Below are 26,382 nucleotides of genomic sequence, written 5' to 3'. Positions count from 1 at the left end.
GGCCCGTCCTCGTTTGCCGCGCGGTTTAACCATGGCGGGCGGATTTGTTTGCGTCGCACACAGGAAAAGGGAATGAATGCGGTGAAAGGCAAGTGGGGCAAGGTGGAATGGCAGATGACGTGGTTCTTGCGGTCGATCTCGATCGGACCCTGATCAAATCGGATATCCTCTACGAGTCCTTCTGGGCGCTGGCCGCTGCCAGCATCTGGCGTGTCTTCATTGCCCTGTTTGCCCTCCTTCGTGGCAAGGCTGCCTTCAAGGCGAGCCTGTCGCGTCATGCGATCGTCGATCCCGCAATGCTCAAATACAACCGGGCCGTCATCGACTATGTCCGCCATTGGCGAGAAGGTGGCGGACGCACTGTATTGGTCACGGCGACGGACCAGCGCGTCGCGAGCGCGATTGCCGAACATGTCGGCCTTTTCGACGAGGTCCATGGATCGGATGGCACGCGGAACCTGAAGGGGAGCGCGAAGGCGGCGTTCTTGACGGACAGGTTCGGCGCCGGGAACTTCGATTATGTCGGGGATTCGAGCGCCGATCTGCCGGTTTGGCAGGCTGCGCGGCGGGCCTTGAGCGTTGGTGTCCCGTCCTCGCTCGGGCGAAGGATCGCCAGCCGTTCGGGAGACGTGGAGGCGTTGGTTCTGCCGTCATTCGAGCCTCGGGCCTACCTGCGGGCGCTTCGCCCCCACCAGTGGCTGAAGAACCTGCTGGTCTTTCTGCCGCTTGTCGCCGCCCATGCGCATTCGGTGTCCGCCTGGCTCGCCGCCGGCCTCGCCTTCGTCTCCTTCTCGCTCGTTGCATCGGGCGTCTATCTGCTGAACGACCTCCTGGATCTCGCCGCCGATCGGGCTCATCCCCGCAAGCGCAATCGCCCGCTCGCCTCCGGCGCAGTTCCGCTGGAACACGGCACGCTGCTCGCGCCTCTCCTGTTCCTCGGCGGCATTGCAGTCGGTGCGCTGACCGGCCGGATCGAGTTCCTCGGCGTGCTGTCTCTCTACATGGTCGTCACCATGGCCTATTCGCTTCATTTGAAGCGTCGGCCGGTGATCGACATCTGCGTCCTTGCCGGACTTTACACCGTGCGCGTTCTGGCCGGAGCGGCAGCCGCCGACATTCCGCTTTCGGTCTGGCTTCTGGCGTTTTCGATCTTCCTGTTCCTGTCGCTCGCAGCGGTCAAGCGGCAGGCCGAGTTGGTGGACGTGATGAAGTCAGGCCGCCTTTCGGCCTCGGGACGCGGCTATCATGCCGAGGATCTGCCGATCGTGACCATGATGGCGATTGCCGCCGGTTATGTCTCGGTGCTCGTCATGGCACTCTATCTCGACAGCATGGCCGTCGGTGAACTCTATGCGCATCCGCTGCTGCTCTGGGGTGTCTGCCCGGTGCTGCTCTACTGGATCAGCAGGATGGCCCTGATCGCCCATCGCGGTGGTATGCATGATGACCCGATCGTCTTTGCCGTCCGCGACCAGACCAGCCGCTTCTGCGGCGTGGCTGTGCTTCTCGTCGTTCTGGCGGCAACGGTGAAGATCGCATGAGCACGCCAAGCCTGGTCCTGCGCTATGTCGGGTTCGCCGTGATCGCGACCCTGATCAATCTGGCGACGCAACGCCTCGTGCTGGACGTCCTGCCGCCGGATGCCGTCGGCTTCACGTTGGCGTTGCTTGCCGGCACGGCGACGGGTCTCGTGGCAAAATACTGGCTCGACAAGAACTGGATTTTCTTCGACACCTCCGCCGGCATGGCGGCCCACGGCAGGAAATTTGGCCTCTACACCGTCATGGGCATCGTCACCACGCTGATATTCTGGGGAATGGAGACGGGTTTCTGGCTCGCATGGCGGACGGAGGCCATGCGTGAGGTCGGTGCCCTCGTCGGTCTCGGCATCGGCTATGTCGTGAAGTACCATCTCGACCGCCGCTTTGTGTTCGAGGACAGGCGCAGCCATGACTAGTATCGAACGTCTGTCGGGTTGGGGCCGATATCCCTCTGTCGATTGCCGGGTCGAGCGGCCACGAACCGAAGCGGCGCTGAAGGCCGTCGTCGCATCGGGCTCCGTCATGATCGCGAGAGGCAACGGCCGGGCTTATGGGGACAGCGCCCTGAACCGGGATGCGACGCTCGGCATGTCGGGCTTCGATCACATGCTGGATTTTGATCCGCAGACCGGCGTGCTGACGGTGGAAGCCGGTGTGCTTCTTGGTGACATCGTGGAGGCCTTCCTGCCGCGCGGCTGGTTCCCGCCGGTCACGCCCGGCACCAAGTTCGTCACGGTCGGCGGCATGATTGCGGCCGACGTGCATGGCAAGAACCATCATCGCGACGGCTCCTTCGGTGGCTTCGTCGCGTGGTTCGATCTGCTCTGCGCTGATGGCGAGGTGCGGCGCTGTTCCGTTGATGACAATGCCGATCTCTTTCGTTTCACGATCGGCGGCATGGGCCTGACCGGCGTCATCCTGAGAGTCGCCTTCCGTCTTGTTCCTGTAGAGACCGCCTGGATCCGCCAGAAGATGCTTCCCGCCGCGGGTCTCGATCAGGCGATCGCCCAATTCGAGGAGGCGAGCGAATGGACCTATTCCGTCGCCTGGATCGATTGCCTGGCCACCGGCGCCAATCTGGGGCGGTCCCTCGTGATGCTCGGCGAGCATGCGCGATTGGCGGACCTTGATTTCCGGCGCCGTGCCGCGCCCTTCGCCACGCCGTCGAAGCGCAGGCTGACAGTGCCGTTCGATGCCCCCGGTTTTACGCTCAATCGCTATGCGGTCCGTGCCTTCAACGCCCTCTATTATCGGAAAGGCAAGGCAAGTTCGGGCATGAGTCTTGTCGATTGGGACAGCTACTTCTACCCGCTGGACGCCATTAACGGCTGGAACCGCATTTACGGCCGCCGCGGCTTTGCGCAGTTCCAGTGCGTCATTCCGCTCGCCTCGACGCGCGCCGGCATGGCCGAACTGCTCCGCACGATCTCCGCGGCCGGCCAGGGGTCGTTTCTCGCCGTGTTGAAGCGCCTTGGTCCTCAGACGAGCGCCTTTTCCTTTCCCATGGAAGGTTACACGCTGGCACTCGATTTCCCCGTCGGCACCGCGAGCCTGGCGCTCCTCGAGCGGTTGGATGCGATCACACTCGATCACGGGGGGCGTTTCTATCTGGCGAAGGATGCGCGGATGAGCGCCTCGACCTTCGAAAGGGCGGATGGCCGGGTCGCAGACATGCGGGCTTTCCGGCGGGCCGCCGGGGCGGATAACCATTTCGCCTCCCTCCAATCCATGCGTCTTGGGCTTTAGCCACCAGACACCTCCGGGGATTTGAATGACCACTGACAAGAATACATTGCTGGTGATTGGCGGCTCATCCGATATGGCAAGGGCGACTGCCGTCGCTTTTGCCGGAAAGGGCTGGCACATCGTCCTCGCGGGGCGCGACCGGGACGGGCTCGAGGCACAGGCCCGCGATCTTGCGCTGCGGGCTCCCGCGGGCTCCGCCGTGGCCGCGACGCTCGACATCCTCGACACACCGAGTTTTACCGGATTTCTCGACGGGCTCGGCGTCCTTCCGCAGGCCGTGCTCTGTGCCGTGGGCACGCTTGGTGATCAGGCCGTCAGCGAACGGGATGCGGCCGAGGCCCAGCGGGTGATGCGCACCAATTTTGAAGGCCCGTGCCTCCTGCTTGGCCTGATCGCGGAACGTTTCGAGCAGCGTGGAAGCGGCACGATCATCGGCATTTCGTCCGTCGCAGGGGATCGTGGCCGCGCCTCGAACTATGTCTACGGCGCTGCCAAGGCGGGCTTCACGGCTTTTCTCTCCGGTCTTCGCAATCGGCTATTTGCCAGGGGCGTCCGCGTCATCACCGTCAAGCCGGGATTTGTGCGGACCCGAATGACCGAGGGCATGGCTCTGCCCGGCGCCCTGACAGCTGCCCCGTCCGAAGTGGCTGAAACCATCGTCCGGGCCGTCGAGCGCGGAAAGGATGTCGTCTATGTCCGCTGGATGTGGCGCTGGATCATGCTGATCATCACCGCCCTTCCGGAATTCCTGTTCAAGCGAACGAAACTCTGATGATCGGTTCCTTCTTTCTCCGCCAGCGTAACGGCCGGGTCCTCGGCGCCACATACTTCCTGGCGACGAGCTTGCTGCTCGCCAATCTCCTGCGCGACATACTCGTGGGCGGCAATTCCTGGAAGCAGGCGGACTGGCTGGTCAACAGCGAGGAAGTCTTCGTCCGCCGCGGTCTCTTCGGCTCCGGGCTGCTGCGCCTTTCCGATCTCTTGGCGATCAAGCCGCTCCTGCTGATCGGCGCGCTTCAGGCGATCCTGATGCTTGCGCTGATCGGGGCGACCATTGTCGCAGCCCGTCGGTCCGGCCTGACCGATCGCGTGCTCCTGCTCCTTCTGTCCCCGGGCTTCTTCGTACTGTTCTGGGCAGCCGATCCGCAGGGTAGCCTGCGCAAGGAGATGATCGTCTATCTTGCTCTTGCGACCCTGGCGCTGGCTGCGACGGGCGTCTGGAAACGTGCCTTGGCAATTCCGTTGTCGATAGTCCTGATGGGTGTCGCAGTGCTTGCCCACGAAGGAATGATCTTCTTCCTGCCGGCCTTCCTCGCCGCACTCCACTTCACCTTTGCGGACGAGCGGGAAGGTGGCCCCGGGTTGCGATGGAAGATCGGCCTCTATCTGGCGATTTCGGTCGCCCTTGCGATACCTTTCCTCGTCAATCTCACGGCAACCAGGCTTTCGGATGTGGCGCCGGTCTGCGAACCGCTTCTGCGGCGGGGCTTTCCTGTTCAGTTCTGTGACGGGTCGGTGGAGGCGCTGACCCATGCGCTCGGCTACGAGATGGGTCTCTCCGCCGAAATCGTCGCGGCCAACGGTCTTCTCTGGCTCGCGCCTTCGGTGCTCTTCGCCTTCGCCGGTCTCGCCACCTACCTTGCCGATGGTCGCAACACCAACTGGCGGCTGGCGGCATTACTGCTGGTCATCGGCCTGCCGTTCCTGCCGCTTTATGTGGTCGCGATCGACTGGGGACGCTGGCTCGACTTCCATGTGACATCGGCGACCTTCGTCTTGCTCATCATGCGCGCTTCGGGTCACGCCCCCGAACCCGCACGGTCGCTCGACGAGCGGCTGCGCAAGCTCCTTATCCTCGGCTCCCTGGTCTTCGGCTTCAGCCACATGGGGGCGGATGCACGGCAGGGCGGGTTCCTCGCCAAGATCTTCAATGCGATGATCGGGTTCTTCGTCCGCGCCTAGGCAGGGCCTCCAGTGTCTTGGACTGCTGCGCCCCCGAAATTCCTCTGCAGCTCGGGAACCTTCCGGCCGCCCGCGCGTTTGTCGGATAAGGAGGAGTTCGTCATGACAGAAGTTTTCTGCGATATCCTACCGCATGCGAGAGGCTGGGTTTTCATTTCCGGAGGCGTGCAGTCGCCGTCTTATCCGAGTTACCATCTGGCAGTGGAGGCTGCCCGGCGGCATCTGGACGACGTCGGTGGAGGCAACGCTTCGACGGTTCTGCGGCAGCAGGATCTCAAAGGCCGCATGTTGAAGATCACGGCGTTGGCCGCATCTTACCAGCCGGCAGGTCTGCATGGCGTCGTGAACTCGCGCTGAATGTCATTCTGGCATACCCGCATGAAACGCTGGTTCGACGACATACGACTTCCGGGCAGGGCAGGAACTCCCTTTCCCGGACCGGAATCGTATGAGACTGCAAGAGCAGCTTCGATGTCAGTCGACATGCAGATCGTGCGTGATCCGTTGTACACCGGGAACCGCGAGCGTGATCTCGATCGCACGGTCGATTTCCTCCTGGGTCGACAGGCTCCCGGACAGGAATATCGTATTCTCCGAGGCGGTCACGGTGATGCGTGTGGCATCGATCCCCTGCGAAACGGCAAGCGCCCGGGCGACTGCCGTTTCCAGCAGTTCCTCGTTTTGGTTTTCGGTTTCCACAACCGGTGGCTCCCCGTGAAAGCTCTGTGGTTTGAAAATCATGGGCCTCTCCTCTCCGGCTTGATGCCTCAGAACGCGCCAGCCGGGATTTGGTTCGCAGTCTCCGGAAATATTTCTCGCTCGCCGTCCGTGGGAGCGGGGCGATTGTTCCAACCGCAACCGGTTGGCAGGGGGGCAAAGCTGCGTTATCAATCGTGGGGACAACATCGGGAATTGGAAGGGCGGCCAATGACATCCGGCGACGGTTATCCCTTGTCCATGGTTCCGGCCCGGGCCGCAGGCGCAGATGGATAGGCTTTCCCGTCTGTTCCCGACCGCCTCGCTCGGCGTCTATCTGGTGGCGATGGCAATCCTTGCCATGCTGCCTCTTCTTATCTTCGTCGTCTTCTTGCTCACCGAACTCGAACGCAGCGAATACGATGCCTTGCGACGGGAAGCCGCGCAGGACGCCCAGACTATCAGCCGGAATGTCGAGCGCGAACTCGAAGACATGTCAACCACCCTCCGGCTGCTCGGAGGAGCCGCCGAGTTGGCGGCTGGCGACCTCGCTGCCTTCCACGACCGCACCGCGTCGAGCCTTGGGGCAGGGTCGATCTATGTCCTGCTCGTTGATCGTGACGGTATGCAGCGATTGAATACCCGCGTACCCTTCGGCACACCGCTGCGCCGCATGTCCGACATCGCCACCCTCGAAAAGGTGCTCGGCACCGGTGAGACGCAGGCGTCCGGTGTCTTCTTCGGTGCGACCAGCCAGCAATGGGTCTTCAACGTCATCATGCCGCTTCCACCAGAGGTATCCTCCTCCGGTGCTGCCCTCGTGTTGACCCAGAATGCCGGCGACCTGGCCGGCATGACAGCCACCGACATCCTGCCTCCGGGCTGGTCAGCCGCCATCCTCGACGCCGATGGAAAGGTGATTGTCTCCAGCGGCCCGGAGAACATGGCGTCCGGTTCACCTTATCCGGATGATCTGCGCCGTCTGATCGTCGGTTCGAACAGCAGTGCGGTTGTTGACCACGCCGGGCAGGAGATCATGATTGGTTATGCCCGCGTGTCCGACTGGCCCTGGCGCGTGGCGGTCTGGGGCCCCGTCGCTTCCGCACAGGCTACTCTCGCCAGTACCTGGCAGAGCTTTCTCTACGGCAGTTTCGTGCTTCTCGCGTTGAGCCTGGGCATTGTCCTTGCCGCCGCCCATCAGTTGCGGCGCTCGATCCGCCAGATCGCCAACATGGCGGAGCGGATCGGCCGCGGCGAGATCGTGTCGCCGGAGCTCACCAAGGTGATCGAGGCCAATCAGGTCGCCGTCGCGCTGTCCAATGCGTCCTTCGACCGCGCCGAGGCGGAGGAGAGGGTCCACTTCATCCTGCAGGAACTTGTCCATCGCACCAAGAACATCCTGTCGCTGGTGCAGGCGATGATCCGGCAGCTCGCTCGCGGCACGGACAGCGTCGATGAACTGCAGAAGGCTGTTGGCGGACGCCTTGCGGGACTTGCCCAGTCGATCGAGGCGCTGGCGAAGCAGCAATGGGGCGGCATTCCTCTCTCATCCATGATCGAGATGCAGCTTTCGACGGTAACGGGATCGACCGGCCGGGTCGACCTGCGCGGCAAGGATTTTCTCGCCAACGCCAACGCAGTGCAGAACCTGGGGCTGGTCTTCTACGAACTGGCCACCAATTCCGTGAAGTACGGAGCGCTGTCCGCACCCGAAGGCCGCATTCTGATCGAATGGCAGGTCCTTCAGGCGGATGATCCCGAGGGCACGGCCGCGCTCAGGCTGAGCTGGTCGGAGAGTGGTGGCCCGCCGGTTGTCGAACCACGCCGCCGGGGCTTCGGCTCCACGGTGATCGAACGCCACGCCGCGGCCGCGTTCGGCGGCAAGGTGGCCGTCGATTTCGACAGCCACGGCCTGCGCTGGGTGCTGACTGCACCCCTCGCGGCCTTCGAAAATCCGCATGTTCATGGCGAGCAGTAGCCCGGCCCGACTTGCTGATCGGGGTTGCGTCCGCTACCTTGAGCTTCATGATGGCCCCGGGCGTGTTGCCGGTGTCAGCTTCGCATCCGCGCCATGCCGGCGGCTCGCTCGCGGGCTTGCGCGAGAATTGTGCGGATCTCTTCCGACTTTTCGGCACCGCGTGCAAAACCGGCCGAGGGTGTTGCCCCCGGATCTTCCGACCCATCCCCGGACAAAAGTTCTTGTTCGAGGTTCTGCACTGTTCGCGACACGCTTTCCGGATCGAGCAAGGCTGCTGCGAGCAGGGCCACAAGCAGCTCTCTGTGCGCATTGAGCTTGCCTTCGATCTCCTGGATGGCGGTTTCGGTCATGGCGGTCTCCTCCTTTCGGTGTTACCCGTCGGCCGCGGCTGCCTTGACGAGAGCGGCATAGACCGCCGCGTAGGTCGACGCACTTCGGTCCCAGGAATAGTCGGCACGCATCGCCTGTGACTGCATCCTCGTCCATTTCCGCTTGTCGCGATAGGCCTGGCATGCCCGTCGGATGGCGTGGCGCAGTCCGTCCGCATGGACTGGATGGAACTGGAAGCCGGTGGCGACACGCGCCGAAACCGCCGCATCGTTGGCGTCGATGATGGTCTCGGAGAGTCCGCCGGTGCGCGAGACGACGGGAATGCAGCCGTAGCGCAGCCCGTAGAGTTGCGTCAGCCCGCAAGGCTCGAAGCGGGAAGGCTGAATGATGGCGTCGGAGCCGCCGTGGATCAGGTGGGCCGTCGCTTCGTCATAGCCGATGGAGACGGCCATGAGACCCGGATGGCGTGAGGCCGTGGCGGTCAGCGCCTGCTCGATGTCGTGGTCACCCTGCCCCAGAACGATCAGCCGTCCGTCGGCCGCGAAGATCTCGTCGGCGACATCCGCCAGCATGTCCATGCCCTTCTGCCAGGTCAGGCGGCTGACGACCGAGAAGAGCGGACCCTTGCCATCCGTGAGGCCAAACCGATCGAGGAGCACTTCCCTATTCCGTTTCTTGTTGCCGGGCGATCTTGCATCGTACGGAAAGGGAAGGGCGGGATCGCTTGCCGGATCCCAGACATCGGTGTCGATCCCGTTGACGATGCCTTGCAGGCGGTCGAGCTTGCTGCGCAGCACGCCATCGAGCCCCATGCCGAAGCGTCGCGACAGGATTTCGCGGGCATATGTCGGACTGACCACAGTGATATGATCGGCAGTCGCCAGGCCGCCCTTGAGGAAACTGACATCACCATAATATTCCATGCATTCCGGTGTGTACGCGTCCGGCGGTAGCCCGATTTCCGGCAGGATCGCGGAGGAGAACTGGCCCTGGAAGGCAATGTTGTGGATCGTCAGGACCACCGGGAGGCGGCAGTCCATGCTGCGCATGTAGACCGAGGTCAATGCAGTTTGCCAGTCATGGGTGTGAACGAGGTCCGGTTGCCAGCCGGGGAGGACGCCCGCGGCAATCTCAGCCGCCGCAAGGGAGAGGACGGCAAACCTTTTCCAGTTGTCGGGATGATCGTTGCCATCCTGATCGACGTAGGGGCCGCCGCCCCGATCGTAGAGCGCCGGTGCGTCCAGGACAAGGAGACTGAGATCTTCGACAAGGAGGTGACGAAGGGTTGCCCGTTCGCCGAGAAGGTTGTCGAATTCCATCAGGGGCGGGCACAGGCGCGCGGCCGACAGGAGCGCAGGATACCCGGGAACCAGCGTGTGCGTCTCGATATCGAATCCGGCCAGTGCCTTCGGCAGTGCGCCGGTCACATCCGCAAGGCCGCCGGTTTTGATCAGGGGATAGATCTCGGAAGTCGCAGCCAGGACCCTGATATGCGGCTGTTCGGCAATTCTATTCGTATTTGCAGGCAAGGCGACGAAGGGCGTGACGGTTTCCCGCATGCGCTGGAGAAGGTGAAGTCTATGATAGGCTGGAGAGAGCCTCAAGGTGCCCATCAGCCTCAGCCCTTCTTGGGTGCGCGGGGCCGACGTGGGGTGGGGATCGGGGCGGGCTGCGGCGGCAGTCCCTCCTGTTCCGCAATGATCTTCGCACTCCGGATACGCCGGACCGCATTGGCGCTTGTTTCGCTTGCGCTCACGTAAAGCGCCTCCCAGGCGCGTGCAGCCTCTTGCCAATGGGATTCGTGACGGCCGTCGGGCCTGCCCTCCTCCTCCCACAGAGCATAAGCCCGCTTGGCTATCCAGTCCTCGTCTCTTTCCACCATGTTTAATTCTCCCTCGTCGCCGCAGCAGGAACGCCGATGGCGGGCCATCTGTTCCTTCACTGGCCGTCGAAATTCGATGTCGCAGGAAGCCGGCGGTAAACGCCATGACACCAGTTTGACAAAGGGAGACGACAGCAATTTGAACCTGCCGCCGCAAACGGCGAAAGATACGTCGGGGAGACGCCGCCTGCGGTCCTAACGGACCATCGCCTCGATCATCGCCGTCCTGCATCCCTCGGAGATCGCGGCCTCGTTGGTCTTCAGGCAGCTTGCGATGCGGCCGCCGCCATACTCGATCCCCTTGCAGTACTGTTTGATGTCCGCCTTGCAGGCCCGAGCGACTTTGTAGACCTTGGCGCGCGTCTCGGGCGTTGCCTGAAACTGCGATTGGTTCGTCGTCTGCGCATGGGCGCTGATCGCAAGGAAGGGCAGGGCGAGAAGTCCGCCGAACATCAGGATTGTGGTTGAGCGGGTATGCGTGGTCATCGTCGGTTCCTCAGCATTGTCGTTGGCTGTTCGCGAGACCGGCGGCGGGCCTAGGTGGAGAGTACCCGCCGCCGGCCATCATGAAGGCGGTGGGGGCGTCACCAATGGACTTCGCCTTCACGATAGATCGTCCCGCCGTTCGGGCCGGTCGTCGTACGAGACCCGCTGCAGGAATTGGACGCCGGGTCGCAGGTAACCGACCCCGACCGCGTCGCAGTGCCGCCGTAAACCCCGGTCCGCGTTGCATTGCGTGTGCAGGTGTTGTTGGCGCAGGAGCCGCTGGCACTCAGCGAATGGGTGCCGCGATTGGTGGTTACCGTGCGGTTGCGGTTCCAGGCATTGGCTTCCGATACGGCGATGACTGTAACCGTTGCTGCGAGCAATCCGGTCGCGATCTGCTTCATCATGGGGTGATCCTCGTCGGTCCGTGTTGATCTCTTCATCGACTGGCGATGACGACCCGAAGCTAGCCCTCGGATGTCGGGCGCGTGTGGCGGCCAGGTGTCGTTTTGTGGCGACCTGTCGCCCGACTGTAGCAATTTGTAGCAAACGCCCCCGGCCCGCTTGATCCGCCGCGCGCTTGCTCGCATGCTGGCACTCATGTCCGTTCACCCGACCACCCAAGCCCAGACCATCCTGATCGTTGACGACGACGTCGAAATCCGCCGCCTGGTTGCCGATCTCCTGAGGCGGGAGGGATATCGGGTCGAGCTTGCCGAAGACGGTTCGGAGCTCGACGACGTCCTGCGTCGTGTGCCCGCTGATCTGGTCGTTCTCGATCTGATGCTGCCGGGAGAGGACGGCCTGAGCATCTGCCGCCGTCTGCGGGCCGACGCCGACACGCCGATCCTGATGCTCACCGCCAAGGGTGACGAGACGGATCGTGTGGTCGGTCTGGAACTGGGCGCCGACGACTACCTTGTGAAGCCTTTCGGTCCGCGCGAACTGCTGGCCCGCATCCGGGCGCTGCTGCGCCGCGCTGGCGCGCAGCCGCGATCGGCGCCGTCGCGCCGGTTTGCCTTCGATCGCTTCGTCGTCGATCTCGATGCGCGCCTCGTCAACCTCGATGACGGTCGGCCGGTCTCGCTGACCAGCAGCGAATTCGATCTTCTTGCCTGTTTCGTGACGCGCCCGCGTCGTGTTCTCTCCCGCGACCAGATCCTCGATTGGACCCACGGGCGGCTTTCCGATCCGTTCGATCGCACCGTCGATCTGCTCGTCTCACGCCTGCGTAAGAAACTCGATGCGGCAAGCCCCGGTTCGGCGCTGATCACCACCGTGCGCAACAACGGCTATCTGCTGACGGCGCCGGTCCGGCAGGTGTCGTGATGCCGAACCTCAGCCTCTCGGCCCGGCTCGCGGCTATCGTGGTCACGGCGCTTCTGGCGGTCTGGATCATCCTGCTCTCGTCCTACTACCTTTCGAACGGTCTGCGCCGGGCTGCCGCGCTGCCTACGCCGCAACAGGTGGCGGCGATCGCGGCCGTGGTGCGGGAAACCGAGGTCGGGCGCCGCCCCGAGCTCCTGGCTGCGTTCAATTCCGCCATTCTCGACCTGCGTATCGAAGACGATCTGACGTCTTCGGGAGCGGGGATCGACGTGGACGTGATGTCGGAGGATCGTTTCGCGCCCTATCGCGACCTGCTGGGGGACCGGCTTCTGGCGGTGACGCTTCTGGCGCGCAACGGCGAACGTTCGTCCCTGCCGCGCTTGTTCGGCGGCCAGAACAATCCCGTCGAATTCACTGTGGCGCTTGAAGGAACCGCCGTGCTGATCCTGGAGACCCGCACACCGTTTCTCGTTGCATCGAATGGCCTGCCCGCCGGCCTCGGTGCCGGTCTTTTCGGCACGCTGGCCGCATTGGTCGCGATCCTCATGCTGCACCGGGAGCTGAAGCCCTTGAGGCGCCTTGCCGCCGCCGTCGACCAGATGGATCCGGCTGCGGCTCCGGTATCCGTCCCCGATGTCCGTTTTTCCGCACCCGAAACACGCACCCTGGTCCGCGCCTTCGATCGCCTGCAGAACCGTCTCCATTCGGTGATCGCCGGGCGCTTCGCCCTGATCGGCGGCATCCAGCACGACGTTCGCACCTTCGCCACCCGGCTTCGCCTGCGGGTGGAACAAATCCACGATGAGGCAGAACGCGAGCGTGCCGTTGCCGACATCGGCGATATGATCATGCTGCTCGACAATGCCTTGCTGGCCGGCCGAGCCGGTGTCGGCTCGCTCGACGAGGAACTGCTTGAACTTGCCTCAATCGTCGAGGTGGAGGTCCTCGAAGGCGAGATCCCGGCGTCGTCGCGCACCCTGTCGATCTCGCCCGCTGCCCGCAAGGCCATGCTGATCGGGGACCGGCTGGCGCTACGCCGCATCGTAGCCAACCTCGTCGGCAATGCCGTCAAGTACGGACGCGTCGCGCATGTGTCGCTGGATGTCGAGGGTTCGTCGATTGTCCTGACCGTTGATGACGAAGGTCCGGGCATCGCGCAGGAGAACCGCGACAGCCTGTTCGAGCCCTTCGTTCGGCTGGACCCCTCGCGTGCCCGCAAGACCGGAGGAGCCGGCCTGGGGCTCGCCGTCGTCAGAAATCTCGTCGAGGCGCATGCGGGATCGATAGCCGTGTCGGAAGCCCCCGGTGGAGGCGCGCGCTTTGTTGTCTTGTTTCCGTTGTTCCTCATGGAAGACACTGACCGGTAGCAGGAAATTGTGATGCGCTTTCCTTGGGTTGCGCGTTCCCTGGTTTCGGCCGTCGGATGTGCTGTTTAGGCGCGCGATTGTGCTTGCGATTGAAGATTTATTAACCTTCAGGCAAGGAATTAACCATAAAGATTGAAGCACACGTCGGAGTGGGACTTGCCGCTTGGTGAGTTTCCCGTCGGGCATGACGCCATCCCGTCGCACCGGTCTTGGTCCGGTATGAATTCATTGAGGCGGTTCCGGGAGAATCCTTCGGTGAGTGCGGACAGGCGGTCATGACCCTCATGCCATCTTCCTGTTCTGCAGTCCCGATCGAATCCCGAGAGCATTTTTCAACTGACGGGCTCGTATGGGTCGGTCGTCTATGGGGATAGGCAGTGGGGCAGGTTTCGCCGACAGATAGGGCGACGAACGCACAGGCAGGCAGCCTGCGCGACCGTCTCCGCTTTGCCGGCCTGAACGATGCCGATTGCGATCTCCTGCGCCAGTACCGTCATGTGCTGGAACCCAATCTCAAGACCGGCCTGCGCGATCTCTTTCAGCGCCTGCAGACCTTTCCCGATGCGGCGCGCAACTTCACCAGCGAGCGGCAGTTCGATCGTCTCCATGATCTGCTCGCCTCCCACTGGGATGTGCTGACAGACGCACGCTTCGACGCGCTCTATGCGGAACGCGTCAAGGTTCTCTCCGATACCGAGAGCCGCATGGGGCTAGACCCGCGCTGGCACATTGCCGGCCATGCCGTTGTCATGGAGCACCTGCTGCAGGCGGTCATGGCCGACCTCGGCAGCCGCAATCTGCTCGGATCAGGTCGCAAGCGCACCCGCGAGATCGCCGATCTCGTCGGCGCGATCGTCCGGCTCATCATGGTCGATGTCGAAATCGCCGTTTCGCTGCGCTTCAACGAACTGCGGGTCAAGCACCATCGTGATCTCGTCGCCCAGCGCGACAAGGACCGCCGAGAGGCCGAGGAGATCTTCGGCCCTGTCCTGCGCGGGCTGGCGGAGAAGGACCTGACTGTCCGCGTCGCCCAAGACGTCCCGGAGCACTATGCGGCGCTTGCAGCTGATCTGAATGCTGCCGTCGAACACATGCAGTCGACCGTGCTTGCTGCCGAGGAGCGCCTGACACGCGCAGAGACATCGACATCGTCATTTGTCGCCTCGACCGGCGGGCTTGCTGATCGGGCGGAGAACCAGGCCAGCCGTCTCGGCAATGCGGCACAGCAACTCGAAGCCCTGACGTCGGGTGTGCGCGACAGCGCCCGAAAGACCCGTGAAGCCGAAGGCCATGTCGCCGCGACGCAGAAGTCCGTCGAAGCGAGTGGAACGGTTGCCGGCCAGGCGATCTCGGCGATGTCGGACATCGAGGCCTCGGCCGAGCAGATCGGTCAGATCATCGGGGCGATCGACGAAATCGCCTTCCAGACCAATCTTCTGGCACTGAACGCGGGCATCGAAGCAGCACGCGCCGGCGACAGCGGTCGCGGCTTTGCTGTCGTTGCCCAGGAAGTGCGTGCACTCGCCCAGCGCTCGGCCGATGCTGCGCGCGAAATCAAGACGCTGGTTGCGACCACCAAGTCTCAGGTCGAGGCCGGGGTCCAAATCGTCGGGCGGACGCAGAAGGCGATCGCTGACATCGTCGAGCAGGTCGGCGGCATCAGCGGAACGGTGTCCGATCTTGCGCGCGAGACCGGCGGCCATGTCGGCGAACTCGAGGTCGTCTCGGGCAATGTCTCCGCCCTCGGCGGAGAGCTCTTCGAAAGCGCCGCTCTGGCACGCCAGTCGAGTGGCGGCACGGACGATCTCCACACGGTTATCCTTGAACTTGGCAGGACCGTGCGTGAATTCCACTACGAACGGCAGACGGGTGCAACACGCCCGGCCCGCCCCGAAATGCGCATTTCGGGCGCCGTGCCGGCGCCCGTCCGCACTCACGCCGTCTCTGAACCCATGGAGCTCGAAAACCCCGCATTCGACGAGGATTTCGGCTTCCCGGTGCACATTGCGGGGCTTGGAGGTTGAGGGGATTGTTTACCAACTTCAGATACAAATGGGTCATTGGGGCGGGCAGTGCGACCGTTCGGGCGGTGGATCAAGGGTCCAGGCTCGGCAAGGAACGGACAAATTGCCATGAGCTCGCAAGACAAGGAAAGAACTGATGGCAGCAAAGAAAAGCGAACAGAAAAGCTTGAAACTGCCCGCCGTGCTGGACCTGAACGAGGCCTCCAACCTGAAGGCCAATCTCATGTCCCTGCGGGGCGGCAGTGTGGCGATCGACGCTTCTGGTGTCGAGCGGGTTGGCGCGCAGTGCGTGCAGATCCTGATGGCCGGGGCAAAGGCGTGGGAAACGGACAAGAAGCCGTTCTCCTTCGTGAAGGCCTCCGATGCCTTCCTCAAGACGCTTCAACTCATCGGCGTAAACGTAGACGATCTGCTCGCTAAGGAGATCCGGCAGTGAAGAAAAAAGTACTTACCGTGGATGACTCCAGAACCATCCGTAACATGCTTCTGGTCACCCTCAACAATGCTGGCTTCGAAACCATCCAGGCGGAAGACGGCGTCGAGGGCCTCGAAGTTCTCGAAGAATGCAACCCGGACGTGATCGTCACGGACATCAATATGCCGCGTCTCGACGGCTTCGGCTTCATCGAAGGCGTCCGCAAGAACGACAAGTATCGTGCCGTGCCGATCCTGGTGCTGACCACCGAAAGCGATGCGGAAAAGAAGAACCGCGCTCGCCAGGCTGGTGCCACCGGCTGGATCGTAAAGCCCTTCGATCCGACCAAGCTGATTGATGCCATCGAGCGTGTAACCGCCTAAGCCGGGAATTTCTCCTATGGATATGAACGAAATCAAAGAGATCTTTTTCCAGGAATGCGAGGAGCAGCTCGCCGAACTGGAATCCGGTCTTCTGAAAATGAATGACGGGGATCGCGACCCGGAAACAGTCAACGCTGTGTTCCGCGCCGTGCATTCCATCAAGGGCGGTGCTGGCGCCTTCGGTCTCGACGACCTGGTAGCCTTCGCGCACGTCTTTGAAACGACTCTCGATTGCGTTCGATCCAACAAGCTTGAACCTGGCCCGGAAGTCATGAAGGTCATGCTGAAGTCGGCCGACGTGCTGGCCGACTTGGTCAGCGCCTCTCGTGACGGCGGCAGCGTCGATCCTTCGCGGTCGAGCGGCCTGGTCAAGGAACTCGAAGCGCTCGCCAACGGTGAACTGCCGTCGGCATCCGCTCCGGCCCCGGCCCCGGCACCGAAGCCTGCCGCAAAGGCTGCTCCCGCGCCGGTCGCTGCCGCGCCTGCCCCGACGGATGACAGCGGCTTCCAGCCGATCCCGTTTTCCTTCGACGACATGGGCGACGAAGAACCGGCTGCTGCTGCATCGACCTATGACGTCTCCTTCAAGCCGCGCCGCGATCTCTATGCCAAGGGCAATGAAGCCGCACTGCTGCTGCGCGACCTGTCGCGCATCGGCGAGATGAGCATCCACTGTGACATGGACAGCCTGCCGTCGCTGGACGACATGGATGCAGAGGAAGCCTATTTCGCCTGGAAGATCCAGATCACCACCGAGAAGGGTGAAGAAGGCATCCGCAGCGTCTTCGAATTCGCTGAATGGGACTGCGACCTCGAAATCAAACTGCACGAGGAGAAGACCGAGTCCGCCGCCGGCGAAGAGCCGCCGATGGTTCCCGTACCCTTCGACCTTTCCATCCTTGACGACACCAGCGACGCGTCAGAGGGGGCCCATGCCGATGAGCATGGAAGCGATGCGACCGTCGCTGCCGCCGTCGAAGCTGCCGAGACCGCAAGCAACGTCGTGAAGCTCGCAGCCGGTGGTGCCAAGGAAAAGAAGGAGTCGCCCGCAGCCGCTGCTGCCGCTGCTGCGGCTGCCGCCCAGAACAACGCCGCCGCTGGCCAGACGATCCGCGTCGACCTCGATCGCGTCGACCGCCTGATCAACCTCGTCGGCGAGCTCGTCATCAATCAGGCGATGCTCTCGCAGAGCGTCATCGAAAACGACAACAACGGTACCTCCGCCGTCAACATGGGCCTTGAGGAGCTGCAGCAGCTCACCCGCGAGATCCAGGACTCGGTCATGGCGATCCGCGCACAGCCCGTGAAGCCGGTCTTCCAGCGCATGTCGCGTATCGTTCGCGAAGTTGCCGACATGGTCGGCAAGTCGATCCGCCTCGTCACCGAAGGTGAAAACACCGAAGTCGACAAGACGGTCATCGACAAGCTCGCCGAGCCGCTGACCCACATGATCCGCAATGCCGTCGACCACGGTATCGAAAGCCCGGAAAAGCGTGCGGCCGCAGGCAAGGAGCCGGAAGGCACGATCAAGCTGACGGCGAAGCATCGTTCAGGCCGTATCGTCATCGAACTGGTCGATGACGGCGCCGGCATCAACCGCGAACGCGTGAAGCAGAAGGCGATCGACAACGAGCTGATCGCTGCCGATGCCAACCTGACGGACGAAGAGATCGACAACCTGATCTTCGCGCCCGGCTTCTCCACGGCCGACAAGATCTCCGACATTTCCGGCCGCGGCGTCGGCATGGACGTCGTCAAGCGCTCGATCCAGGCTCTCGGCGGTCGTATCTCGATCACCTCGCGTCCGGGCCTCGGCTCGACCTTCACCATGAGCCTTCCGCTGACACTCGCCGTTCTAGACGGCATGGTGGTCACGGTGGCCGGCCAGACCCTCGTCGTTCCGCTGACCGCGATCGTCGAGACGCTGCAGCCCGAAGCGCAGAACATCCACTCCTTCGGCGCCAACCAGCGGCTCATCTCGATCCGCAATTCGTTCTGCCCGCTGGTCGATGTCGGTCGCATCCTGAACTTCCGTGGCACACAGGCCAATCCGATAGACGGCGTTGCGCTGCTGGTCGAATCGGAAGGCGGCGGCCAGCGCGCCCTCATGGTCGATGCGATCCAGGGCCAGCGCCAGGTCGTCATCAAGAGCCTCGAGGCAAACTACACCCACGTGCCCGGCATCGCCGCGGCAACGATCCTCGGGGATGGCCGCGTAGCGCTCATTCTCGACGTCGATGCGGTGGTCGCCGCCTCGCGTGGCCAGTCGCTCAAGCAGGAAATGTCGTTGGCAGTCGCAGGATAGTGTCATGTCGTATGCGGTGAAAAACCTGGTCGAGGGAGGACGCGAACTCATCGCCTTTCGCATTGGCGATCAGGAGTTCTGCGTGAACATCATGTCGGTTCGCGAGATCCGGGGATGGACACCCGCGACCCCGCTTCCGCATTCGCCATCCTACGTCATCGGCGTGATCAATTTGCGCGGCGCGGTTCTGCCGATCATCGATCTCTCGGTCCGGCTCGGCATGAAGCCGGCCGAGCCGACCGCCCGCCATGTCATCATTGTGGCTCAGGTCAAGACAAAGGTCGTCGGCCTGCTGGTCGAAGCCGTATCCGACATCCTGACTGTCACCGAAGAAAACATCCAGCCGGTGCCGGAGATCTCCTCCGACCTCGAAAAGCAGTATGCACGTGGGATTCTCGCGATCGACAAGCGGATGATCTGCCTCGTCGAACTCGGTGCCCTGTTCCCTGAATCCGAAAGCGAGGCCGCATGACGGTTGCCCTCAATACATCTTCCCGCCAATCGGATGACGAGGTCCTGGCCAGCGGTGAATATCCGCTGACCCGCCGCGACCTCAACGAGATTGCGGCGATGATCTACTCGGACGCCGGTATCTCCTTGAACGAATCCAAGGCTTCGCTGGTCTATTCGCGCCTGTCGAAGCATATCCGCAATCTCGGCCTGTCGGGTTTTCGCGCCTATTGCCAGCTCGTCTCGTCGCCCGACGGCGCGCCCGAACGTCGTGAGATGCTGTCGCATCTGACGACGAACTTCACCCGTTTCTTCCGCGAGAACCATCACTTCGAACACCTGCGCGACGAGGTCCTGCCGGGTCTGATCGCCCGTGCCAAGTCGGGTGGTCGCGTCCGCATCTGGTCCGCCGCGAGCTCGGACGGTCAGGAACCCTATTCGATCGCGCTGACCGTGTTCCAGGCATTCCCCAATGTGCTGGACTACGACTTCAAGATCCTCGCCACCGATATCGATCCGAAGATCCTTGCGATCGCCCGCCAGGGTGCCTATGACGAACAGGCACTCGAAACCGTGTCGCCGGCGATGCGCAAGCAGTGGTTCAAGGAAACCGAAATCGGCGGACGTCGCAAGTTCCAGGTGGACGATCGCCTGAAGCGTCTCATCACCTACAACGAGCTCAACCTGATGGCCCAGTGGCCGTTCAAGGGAAAGTTCGACGTCATCTTCTGCCGTAACGTCGTCATCTATTTCGACGAGCCGACCCAGATGCGCATCTGGACCCGTTTTGCCGATCTTCTTCCGGTAGGCGGTCATCTCTACATCGGTCATTCCGAACGCGTGTCGGGCGACTCGAAGAACGACTTCGACAATATCGGCATCACCACATACCGCTACCTGGGCAAGCAGGGAGGGCGCAAATAATGCCGGCGCCTGCACGCGTTCTCGTCGTCGATGACAGCCCGACCATGCGCGGCCTGATCACGGCCGTGTTGAATGCCGATCCCGAAGTCAGCGTCGTCGGCCAGGCCGGCGACGCCATGGAGGCCCGCGCCGCTATCAAGCAGCTCAATCCCGATGTCGTCACGCTCGATATCGAGATGCCGAACATGAACGGCCTCGAATTCCTCGACAAGATCATGAAACTGCGCCCGATGCCGGTGATCATGGTGTCGACCATGACCCATCGCGGCGCGGAAGCGACCCTGGCGGCGCTTGAAATCGGCGCTTTCGACTGCGTCGGCAAGCCGATTCCCGGTGACGCCCGGCCCTTCGGTGACCTCGCCGACAAGGTCAAGGCCGCCGCCCGTTCGATGCATCGTTTCAATAAAGGTGCGACCGCTGCCGCACCGCCGGCGCCGACCCCGGCCACGGATTTCCGTGTCGGTCGCAAGATCGTTGCCATCGGATCGTCGACCGGTGGCGTGGAAGCGTTAATCACAGTTCTGCAAAAATTCCCGCGAAATTGCCCTCCCACGGTGATTACGCAGCACATGCCGCCGACGTTTACGAAAAGTTTCGCAGAAAGGCTTAATCGTCTCTGCGCCCCGGTCGTGGAAGAAGCGACCGATGGAGCCAGACTTGAGATCGGTAAGATTTATCTCGCCCCGGGCGGCGACCGCCATTTGCAGGTGGTCAATGCCTCCGCTCCGAGCTGCCGGCTGGTCGAACGGCCGCCGGTCAACGGGCACCGTCCTTCGGTGGACGTGTTGTTCGATTCGGTTGCGGAACTGGCGGGACGCAATGCTGTGGGGGTCATCCTGACCGGCATGGGCCGCGACGGGGCTTCCGGACTGCTGAAGATGCGCCACGCCGGTGCGCGCACGATCGGTCAGAACGAGAAGACCTGCGTTGTCTATGGGATGCCCCGCGTCGCCCATGAATTAGGCGCCGTCGAGCAGCAACTGCCGCTTGGTTCCATTGGGGAGGAAATCCTCAAACTTACTGCCGCCCGAAAAGAAGGTATCGATTAAATGTCTCTAGCCGAAAAAATCAAAGTTCTGATCGTGGACGATCAGGTCACGAGCCGTCTGCTCCTGAGTGATGCCTTGACCCAGCTCGGCTTCAAGCAGATCACCGCCGCCGGCGATGGTGAGCAGGGTATGAAGATCATGACCGAGCAGCCCCATCATCTGGTCATCTCCGACTTCAACATGCCGAAGATGGACGGGCTGGTCTTCCTGCAGCACGTGCGCACCAACCCCAACACCAAGAAGGCCGCCTTCATCATTCTGACCGCGCAGGGCGACCGCGCGCTGGTGCAGAAGGCCGCCCAGCTCGGCGCGAACAACGTTCTCGCCAAGCCCTTCACCATCGAAAAGATGAAGGCCGCCATCGAAGCGGTATTCGGAGCGTTGAAATGATCGACGACAGTGCAGCTAGGCGCGTCCATATTATTCAGGGTGAGTACAAGGTCATCAACGACCCGAATGTCGTTCTGTCGACCATCCTTGGTTCGTGCGTAGCTGCCTGTCTGCGTGATCCGGTCGCGGGCGTCGGGGGGATGAATCACTTCCTCCTGCCGGGTTCTGCCAATCCGGGTTCGGGAGGCGGCGACGCCACCCGCTATGGGGTTCATCTGATGGAACTCCTGATCAACGGACTGCTGAAGCAGGGGGCACGCCGAGACCGCCTCGAGGCAAAGGTCTTCGGCGGAGCGAAGACGATCGCGACGTTCTCGAACGTCGGCGAACAGAACGCCGCCTTCGCCATGCAGTTCCTGAGAGACGAAGGCATTAAAGTGGTCGGCTCGTCCACGGGCGGAGAGCATGGCCGCAAACTGGAATTCTGGCCGGTCAGCGGTCGGGCAAGGCAATATCCCCTAACAGGGGCGGAAACGCAGAAGACCGTCGCGCTCGAGCAGCGTCCGGCTCCCGTGTCGAAGCCCGTGGAAAGCTCAATCGAATTTTTCTAAGTATTGGAAACCGGATGCTAAAAGAAATCGAAGCAGACAAGGCTGTCGCGGAAGAGGCGCTGCCGGAGATCATGATGCGGGTCGTGACCGAGTTGCACGACGTCGCCTACCTGATCGAACGCATCGAGCCGCAGCTCTTGGAACTGGGTGGCAACAGCGTTCTTGAGCGTCCCGACAGCCTGAAGGTCTTGCAGGGCATCGACCTTGCCGTGCAGAAGACGCGTGGCCTGGCCGAATTTATCGACACCATCACAGGCTCCATCCCGTCCGACTGGGTTGTAGACATGACGACCGCATTGAGCCTGGTCAAGCTTGCCGAAATGCAGAAGGCGCTCGGCGCCGGCCTGCGTCACGGCCATTCCCAGCCGCTGAGCAAGGCGGCCGGCGACTTCGACTTCTTCTGATTTCCCGTCTGCGAGCCCGCTGATCAGGGCTTTTGTCTGGGACGACGTGCCGAAATGACATCGGCATTTCTCCAGCTACGAAACGTTCGCACAAGTTTCGATTTCTATTGTCGCGCCAAGGGCAAATGCCCGAAAACCCTTGTTGTTGATGGTGCGAGACAGAATGAATCTGTTAAATCAATTACTTCAGTTCTTTAAGAACATGGCGTCACTAGGCCAGACGCGATTGCTGGCCATCGGTGGCATCACCGTCGTTTCCTTCGCGCTCATCATCGCCGCTGCGATTTTTGTCAACAAGCCCGCCTACGAAACCCTTTACGTAGGCCTCGAAACAACCGATCTCAATCAGGTCAGCATCGCACTTGCCGAAGCCGGTATCGACTTCGAAGTGGGCACCGATGGCAAGAGCGTCAAGGTGCCTGTCGGCATGACCGGCAAGGCCCGTCTGCTCCTTGCCGAGCGCGGCCTGCCGAACAGCGCCAATGCCGGCTATGAGCTCTTCGACAACGTTGGTTCGCTTGGCCTGACCTCGTTCATGCAGGAGGTGACCCGGGTCCGCGCTCTGGAAGGTGAAGTCGCACGCACCATCCAGCAGATCAGCGGCATCGCGGCCGCCCGCGTTCACATCGTCATGCCCGACGTCGGCAACTTCCGTCGCGGCGAGCAGAAGCCCACCGCATCCGTCATGGTCCGCGCATCGACCGAGACGGGTCGCAAGGCCGCCGCCTCCATCCGTCATCTGGTCGCATCGTCCGTCCCGGGCCTCGATGTCGAGGATGTGACGATTCTTGATTCGACCGGCCAGCTTCTCGCTTCAGGCGACGAGACCGGCGGTGCCGCGACCCGTTCGCTCGGTGTCGTCCAGTCTGTCCAGCAGGAAATCGAACAGAACATCGACAAGGCGCTTGCACCCTTCCTTGGCATGGACAACTTCCGTTCGTCGGTCACGGCCCAGCTCAATACCGATACCCAGCAGATCCAGGAGACGACCTACGATCCCGAATCACGTGTTGAACGTTCGGTTCGTGTGACCAAGGAAAACCAGAAGTCCCAGAGCAAGCAGTCCGACTCGGCCGCCACCGTCGAACAGAACATCCCGCAGGGTGACGTTCAGGGCGCCACCCCGGGTCCGGAATCGTCCGACGAACAGGACAAGAAGGAAGAGCAGACCAATTACGAGATCAACAGCAAGACGGTTGCCACGGTCAAGAACAGCTACACGGTCGAGAAGGTCTCGGTCGCTGTGGTCGTCAACAAGGGTCGTATCGCCAAGATGGTTGGCGAACCGGTCGATCAGGCCAAGATCGACGCCTATCTTGCCGAGATGCAGAAGATCGTCTCCACCGCAGCTGGTCTCGACACCGCTCGTGGTGACATGGTCACGCTGACTGCCATGGACTTCCTGGAAAACCAGCTTCTCGAAGAAGCGGCAGCCGGCCCTGGCATCATGGAAACGTTCAGCCGCAACCTCGGCGGCATCATCAACTCGCTCGCCTTCGTTGCCGTGGCATTCCTGATCGTCTGGATGGGCATTCGTCCGATGGTACGCGCCGCAGGCGGCGGGTCCGCAGCGATCGCTGGCGGGGTCGAAGAAGGTGCCGGTCTCGAGCTGCCGGACTTCTCTCCCGCCCTGGGTGCCTCGACCGGAGGCGCGCTCATGGACGGCTTCGGTTCGGACTTCGGCTTCGACAGCACCGACGACCTGCTCACCATGGACGACGATGCCAATGGCGGCTTCAACCGCCGCGTCAAGGAAGGTCCGGAACGTCGCCTCTCGCGCATGGTGGAGATCTCGGAAGAGCGCGCCGCCAAGATCCTGCGCAAGTGGGCCGTCGACAAGGCCGCCTGAGCGGGGCAGAAAGCCGAAGCACAATATGGACCGCGCCGGTTTCCGGCGCGGTCTTTCTGTTCCACGAAGGAACTACAACGAACGTTATGGGTGTACGCGCAAGCGGGGTGGGTCTAGAATATGAGGATTCGCTCACAAAGACCCCGTGGACCCGCCTTGATTCGAATGTTGGGGAATTCTTCCGTAACGGAAGGTGATGACCCGCAACTGTGATCTTTGGCTCTTTATCTTCGGGAGTGACTGTGATTCGTTAGCGGTGGGAACAAAACGGGGCGGTATTCGGGCGGCGGAAAATCCGGATATCGATGCGGTCGGGGCCTTCGACGCGCATGTCCCAAAGGGGGCAATTAGATGGACGCGGAGCTATCCGAGGACAAAGCCGGAAGCAGGAGGGCGCCCCTCGTGGCGGCCGACGCCTCCGATCGGCTTTCGTCGAGGGACCAGCTCATTCGCCGCCTGGCGACAGTGTCGCAGGCGGGACATATGAGTGCCAGTCTCGCGATACTCGGCGAGTATGTCGGAGCGTCCCACTACCTGCTCGCGCGCTATGATCTGGTCCAGGAGCACGGCCTGGATTTCGTCGTTTCCTCCAATTGGCCTTTCGATCTGGTTCGGCGTCTGGAGAGCGAAATTGCCGCGACCTATTCCCGCTCCACCGAGCTGGAAAAATGTCTCTCGGTGCTGCAGCCGAAATTCGATCTTCTGCCGGACGACGCGACCGTCCCGGCGGGTATTGGCCGGCAATACTGTTCGCTCACGGTGAGTGTCGGCCGGACACGCCTGTCGCTGATGCTGCTATTTGACGAGAATTTCGTGTTGTCGCCGGAAAGGCTGCGCGAAGTCGCTTTGCTGACTGGCTACTGTGTCAGCCTTTCGACCGGTACGTCGCATAAGAGTGATCGCGAATTCGACCTCACCGAGCGTGAGCTTGAATGCCTCTTCTGGATAGCGGAAGGCAAGACCAGCGACGAGATCGCCACCATTCTCGGCATTTCGCGCAACACGATCAATAATTACATCACCAGCGTCATGCGCAAGACTGCGACCAAGACACGCTCGGAAGCGATCGCCTACGCGGTCCGCAACAACCTCGTCTAGGGAAAGGGAAAAGGGGCATGGCGTCTACGGAAGGGCCGTTCGATACCACGCGGGAGGAAAGCAGACCGTCTTCCGCTCGCAAGGTGACGTCCCGTTCGGATATCTTCCCGAAGCTCGTCTCCCTGCAACGCGCACTCAACGCGCGCAGCTTTGCGGTCCTGAAGGTCGCCGGCGGCGGTATGCCGTCGAAGCGCCGTCTCGTTGCGGAATATGAAAACTGGGCGGCCGCGCTGGGCACGGGATGCGAACCATTCATAGCAGCCTATGGCGAGACCCTGATCAATCACATCGAGTCCTCGCTCCTGCCGGTTCTCTGGAGTGCCGAGGATAGCGCGAGCTTCGCCGAGGCCTCCGATTTCGTGCCGTTCGTGGTGCAACTGGAACCGCGGGTGCTGGACTATTCAGGTGTGGCCTTCCCGGTTCGGCTCGGGGCGGTCGGCAACGGTTACATCGTCTTCGCGACGACGGGTGCGGTGGACTTGCCCGGCGAGGCGATCCTCGACGTGCACGGCCGTTGCTGCTCGGTCATGATGGATATCCTGTCGCTCGAGGAGCGACGCTCGATGCCGTCGGAAACACTGAGCGATCGCGAGATCGCCTGTCTGCAACTTGCCGGTGACGGCCGCATCAGCGAGGAGATCGCTGAAAGGCTCAAGCTCTCGGTGCACACCGTCAATGCCTATCTCGGCTCGGCGACCATCAAGCTTGATTCCGTGAATCGAATTCAGGCGATCGCCAAGGCCATTCGCCTCGGCTACATCACCTGAAACAATCCGTTTCTGTCAGGAATAGAGCGCGTCAGAGCTCGATTTCACGAAGCGCGCTTCGCGAAGGCGCCGTTCCAGAATGCGCGTGTTCTCGTCGGGGTCGCCGGATGAATTCTGGAAGGCAATGTGATTGATCTCGAGACCGGCATGGTCGCGCGCCAGCGATAGCTGCGCATAGATCGTGATGCCCTTCGGTTTGATTTCGAGGTCGAGGATAACCTCCGGCGGGCCACCCCATTCGAGGCGGTATTCGCCACCTGCGCCGAAGTTGACGGTGCCCGGATGGAAATAGAGCTCCGCCGCCGATGAAACCAGGTCGGAGATGTTGCCGTAAAGCTCGAACCGCAGCAGGGAGATCAGGTCTGCCGCATCGAGCAACCGCAATTCGCTGGCGACCGGGCTGATCGCCTCGGCCACGATGCGTTCACGCTGAGTGGTGTAGGGGCATTTCTTCAT

At 62.2% G+C, this 26,382-nt stretch carries 29 protein-coding genes; 22 read left to right on the top strand and 7 right to left on the bottom strand.

The annotated features are described in order from the left end of the window. Positions 1 to 107: 107 nt before the first annotated feature. The 6 genes from HHL25_RS12380 to HHL25_RS12355 all read left to right on the top strand — a co-directional run bounded on the left by HHL25_RS12380 (position 108) and on the right by HHL25_RS12355 (position 5,606). On the top strand, positions 108 to 1,541 hold the full coding sequence (locus HHL25_RS12380; RefSeq protein WP_169590869.1) for a UbiA family prenyltransferase: 1,434 nt from the start codon (positions 108 to 110) through the stop codon (positions 1,539 to 1,541). After that, positions 1,538 to 1,957, top strand: coding sequence for a GtrA family protein (locus HHL25_RS12375; RefSeq protein ID WP_169590867.1), 420 nt, complete (start codon positions 1,538 to 1,540; stop codon positions 1,955 to 1,957). The genes HHL25_RS12380 and HHL25_RS12375 overlap by 4 nt, the downstream gene beginning before the upstream one ends. Further along, entirely contained in the window at positions 1,950 to 3,287 is a 1,338-nt protein-coding gene (locus HHL25_RS12370; protein ID WP_169590865.1) for an FAD-binding oxidoreductase, read from the top strand. The genes HHL25_RS12375 and HHL25_RS12370 overlap by 8 nt, the downstream gene beginning before the upstream one ends. A 25-nt stretch (positions 3,288 to 3,312) precedes the next feature. Beyond that, positions 3,313 to 4,059: an SDR family oxidoreductase gene (locus tag HHL25_RS12365; RefSeq protein ID WP_169590862.1), complete on the top strand. Its 747-nt coding sequence runs from the start codon at positions 3,313 to 3,315 to the stop codon at positions 4,057 to 4,059. Next, positions 4,059 to 5,249 (top strand): hypothetical protein, encoded by a 1,191-nt coding sequence (locus HHL25_RS12360; RefSeq protein WP_169590860.1) that lies wholly within the window; start codon positions 4,059 to 4,061, stop codon positions 5,247 to 5,249. The genes HHL25_RS12365 and HHL25_RS12360 overlap by 1 nt, the downstream gene beginning before the upstream one ends. A gap of 102 nt (positions 5,250 to 5,351) precedes the next feature. Beyond that, on the top strand, positions 5,352 to 5,606 hold the full coding sequence (locus tag HHL25_RS12355) for a hypothetical protein (protein WP_169590858.1): 255 nt from the start codon (positions 5,352 to 5,354) through the stop codon (positions 5,604 to 5,606). A 117-nt stretch (positions 5,607 to 5,723) separates the two neighbouring features. On the opposite strand, the gene HHL25_RS12350 is transcribed toward HHL25_RS12355, so the two are convergent. Beyond that, on the bottom strand, positions 5,724 to 5,990 hold the full coding sequence (locus tag HHL25_RS12350) for a BON domain-containing protein (protein WP_169590856.1): 267 nt from the start codon (positions 5,988 to 5,990) through the stop codon (positions 5,724 to 5,726). 244 nt (positions 5,991 to 6,234) lie between these two features. Here HHL25_RS12350 and HHL25_RS12345 point away from each other — a divergent pair, with 244 nt between their 5' ends. Continuing rightward, the gene (locus HHL25_RS12345) at positions 6,235 to 7,923 is read left to right on the top strand and encodes a sensor histidine kinase (RefSeq protein ID WP_169590854.1); all 1,689 of its coding nucleotides are present in this window, start codon (positions 6,235 to 6,237) and stop codon (positions 7,921 to 7,923) included. A 74-nt stretch (positions 7,924 to 7,997) separates the two neighbouring features. Here HHL25_RS12345 and HHL25_RS12340 read toward each other — a convergent pair whose 3' ends face one another. From HHL25_RS12340 to HHL25_RS12320, 5 genes are all read right to left on the bottom strand, one after another. Next, complete coding sequence (locus tag HHL25_RS12340; protein WP_169590852.1) at positions 7,998 to 8,273, bottom strand: hypothetical protein; 276 nt, start codon at positions 8,271 to 8,273, stop codon at positions 7,998 to 8,000. A gap of 21 nt (positions 8,274 to 8,294) precedes the next feature. Continuing rightward, on the bottom strand, positions 8,295 to 9,743 hold the full coding sequence (gene glgA / locus HHL25_RS12335; protein ID WP_169592854.1) for a glycogen synthase GlgA: 1,449 nt from the start codon (positions 9,741 to 9,743) through the stop codon (positions 8,295 to 8,297). A gap of 128 nt (positions 9,744 to 9,871) precedes the next feature. After that, the gene (locus HHL25_RS12330; RefSeq protein ID WP_169590850.1) at positions 9,872 to 10,135 is read right to left on the bottom strand and encodes a DUF2934 domain-containing protein; all 264 of its coding nucleotides are present in this window, start codon (positions 10,133 to 10,135) and stop codon (positions 9,872 to 9,874) included. 195 nt (positions 10,136 to 10,330) lie between these two features. Next, positions 10,331 to 10,621, bottom strand: coding sequence for a cysteine rich repeat-containing protein (locus HHL25_RS12325; RefSeq protein WP_169590848.1), 291 nt, complete (start codon positions 10,619 to 10,621; stop codon positions 10,331 to 10,333). Between the two features lie 98 nt (positions 10,622 to 10,719). Next, entirely contained in the window at positions 10,720 to 11,028 is a 309-nt protein-coding gene (locus tag HHL25_RS12320) for a hypothetical protein (RefSeq protein WP_246701793.1), read from the bottom strand. Between the two features lie 181 nt (positions 11,029 to 11,209). Between HHL25_RS12320 and HHL25_RS12315 the strand changes: the two genes are divergently transcribed. The 15 genes from HHL25_RS12315 (at position 11,210) to visR (ending at position 25,926) form a co-directional block, all read left to right on the top strand. Further along, the gene (locus HHL25_RS12315) at positions 11,210 to 11,950 is read left to right on the top strand and encodes a response regulator (RefSeq protein WP_246701792.1); all 741 of its coding nucleotides are present in this window, start codon (positions 11,210 to 11,212) and stop codon (positions 11,948 to 11,950) included. Beyond that, complete coding sequence (locus tag HHL25_RS12310) at positions 11,950 to 13,317, top strand: ATP-binding protein (RefSeq protein WP_169590846.1); 1,368 nt, start codon at positions 11,950 to 11,952, stop codon at positions 13,315 to 13,317. Before HHL25_RS12315 ends, HHL25_RS12310 begins: the two co-directional genes overlap by 1 nt. 377 nt (positions 13,318 to 13,694) lie before the next feature. Continuing rightward, positions 13,695 to 15,341, top strand: coding sequence for a globin-coupled sensor protein (locus HHL25_RS12305; protein WP_169590843.1), 1,647 nt, complete (start codon positions 13,695 to 13,697; stop codon positions 15,339 to 15,341). 136 nt (positions 15,342 to 15,477) lie between these two features. Next, complete coding sequence (locus HHL25_RS12300; RefSeq protein WP_169590841.1) at positions 15,478 to 15,777, top strand: STAS domain-containing protein; 300 nt, start codon at positions 15,478 to 15,480, stop codon at positions 15,775 to 15,777. Continuing rightward, the gene (cheY1, locus tag HHL25_RS12295) at positions 15,774 to 16,139 is read left to right on the top strand and encodes a chemotaxis response regulator CheY1 (RefSeq protein WP_136597829.1); all 366 of its coding nucleotides are present in this window, start codon (positions 15,774 to 15,776) and stop codon (positions 16,137 to 16,139) included. The genes HHL25_RS12300 and cheY1 overlap by 4 nt, the downstream gene beginning before the upstream one ends. Positions 16,140 to 16,155: 16 nt before the next feature. Continuing rightward, the gene (locus HHL25_RS12290) at positions 16,156 to 18,444 is read left to right on the top strand and encodes a chemotaxis protein CheA (protein WP_169590839.1); all 2,289 of its coding nucleotides are present in this window, start codon (positions 16,156 to 16,158) and stop codon (positions 18,442 to 18,444) included. Between the two features lie 4 nt (positions 18,445 to 18,448). Then, positions 18,449 to 18,916: a chemotaxis protein CheW gene (locus tag HHL25_RS12285; RefSeq protein WP_169590837.1), complete on the top strand. Its 468-nt coding sequence runs from the start codon at positions 18,449 to 18,451 to the stop codon at positions 18,914 to 18,916. Then, positions 18,913 to 19,818, top strand: coding sequence for a protein-glutamate O-methyltransferase CheR (gene cheR, locus HHL25_RS12280; RefSeq protein ID WP_169590835.1), 906 nt, complete (start codon positions 18,913 to 18,915; stop codon positions 19,816 to 19,818). Before HHL25_RS12285 ends, cheR begins: the two co-directional genes overlap by 4 nt. After that, positions 19,818 to 20,867, top strand: a complete 1,050-nt coding sequence (gene cheB / locus HHL25_RS12275; RefSeq protein ID WP_169590832.1) for a protein-glutamate O-methylesterase CheB — start codon at positions 19,818 to 19,820, stop codon at positions 20,865 to 20,867. The genes cheR and cheB overlap by 1 nt, the downstream gene beginning before the upstream one ends. After that, on the top strand, positions 20,868 to 21,257 hold the full coding sequence (locus HHL25_RS12270) for a response regulator (RefSeq protein WP_169590830.1): 390 nt from the start codon (positions 20,868 to 20,870) through the stop codon (positions 21,255 to 21,257). Beyond that, a complete protein-coding gene (gene cheD / locus HHL25_RS12265; RefSeq protein WP_169590828.1) occupies positions 21,254 to 21,808 on the top strand; it encodes a chemoreceptor glutamine deamidase CheD in 555 nt (184 codons plus the stop codon). Before HHL25_RS12270 ends, cheD begins: the two co-directional genes overlap by 4 nt. 14 nt (positions 21,809 to 21,822) lie before the next feature. Next, entirely contained in the window at positions 21,823 to 22,212 is a 390-nt protein-coding gene (gene cheT, locus HHL25_RS12260; RefSeq protein WP_169590826.1) for a chemotaxis protein CheT, read from the top strand. Between the two features lie 163 nt (positions 22,213 to 22,375). Beyond that, positions 22,376 to 24,061 carry a flagellar basal-body MS-ring/collar protein FliF gene (gene fliF, locus HHL25_RS12255; protein ID WP_169590824.1) on the top strand — a complete coding sequence of 562 codons (1,686 nt, stop codon included), beginning with the start codon at positions 22,376 to 22,378 and terminating at the stop codon, positions 24,059 to 24,061. A gap of 351 nt (positions 24,062 to 24,412) precedes the next feature. After that, entirely contained in the window at positions 24,413 to 25,159 is a 747-nt protein-coding gene (gene visN / locus HHL25_RS12250; RefSeq protein WP_169590822.1) for a transcriptional regulator VisN, read from the top strand. 17 nt (positions 25,160 to 25,176) lie between these two features. Next, positions 25,177 to 25,926, top strand: coding sequence for a transcriptional regulator VisR (gene visR / locus HHL25_RS12245; protein ID WP_169590820.1), 750 nt, complete (start codon positions 25,177 to 25,179; stop codon positions 25,924 to 25,926). Between the two features lie 15 nt (positions 25,927 to 25,941). Here visR and HHL25_RS12240 read toward each other — a convergent pair whose 3' ends face one another. Further along, positions 25,942 to 26,382: a hypothetical protein gene (locus HHL25_RS12240; RefSeq protein ID WP_169590818.1), complete on the bottom strand. Its 441-nt coding sequence runs from the start codon at positions 26,380 to 26,382 to the stop codon at positions 25,942 to 25,944.

This window comes from Rhizobium terricola, assembly GCF_012927355.1.
GTDB classification, from domain to species: domain Bacteria; phylum Pseudomonadota; class Alphaproteobacteria; order Rhizobiales; family Rhizobiaceae; genus Allorhizobium; species Allorhizobium terricola.
This window is presented reverse-complemented; position numbering and strand designations above follow the sequence as displayed.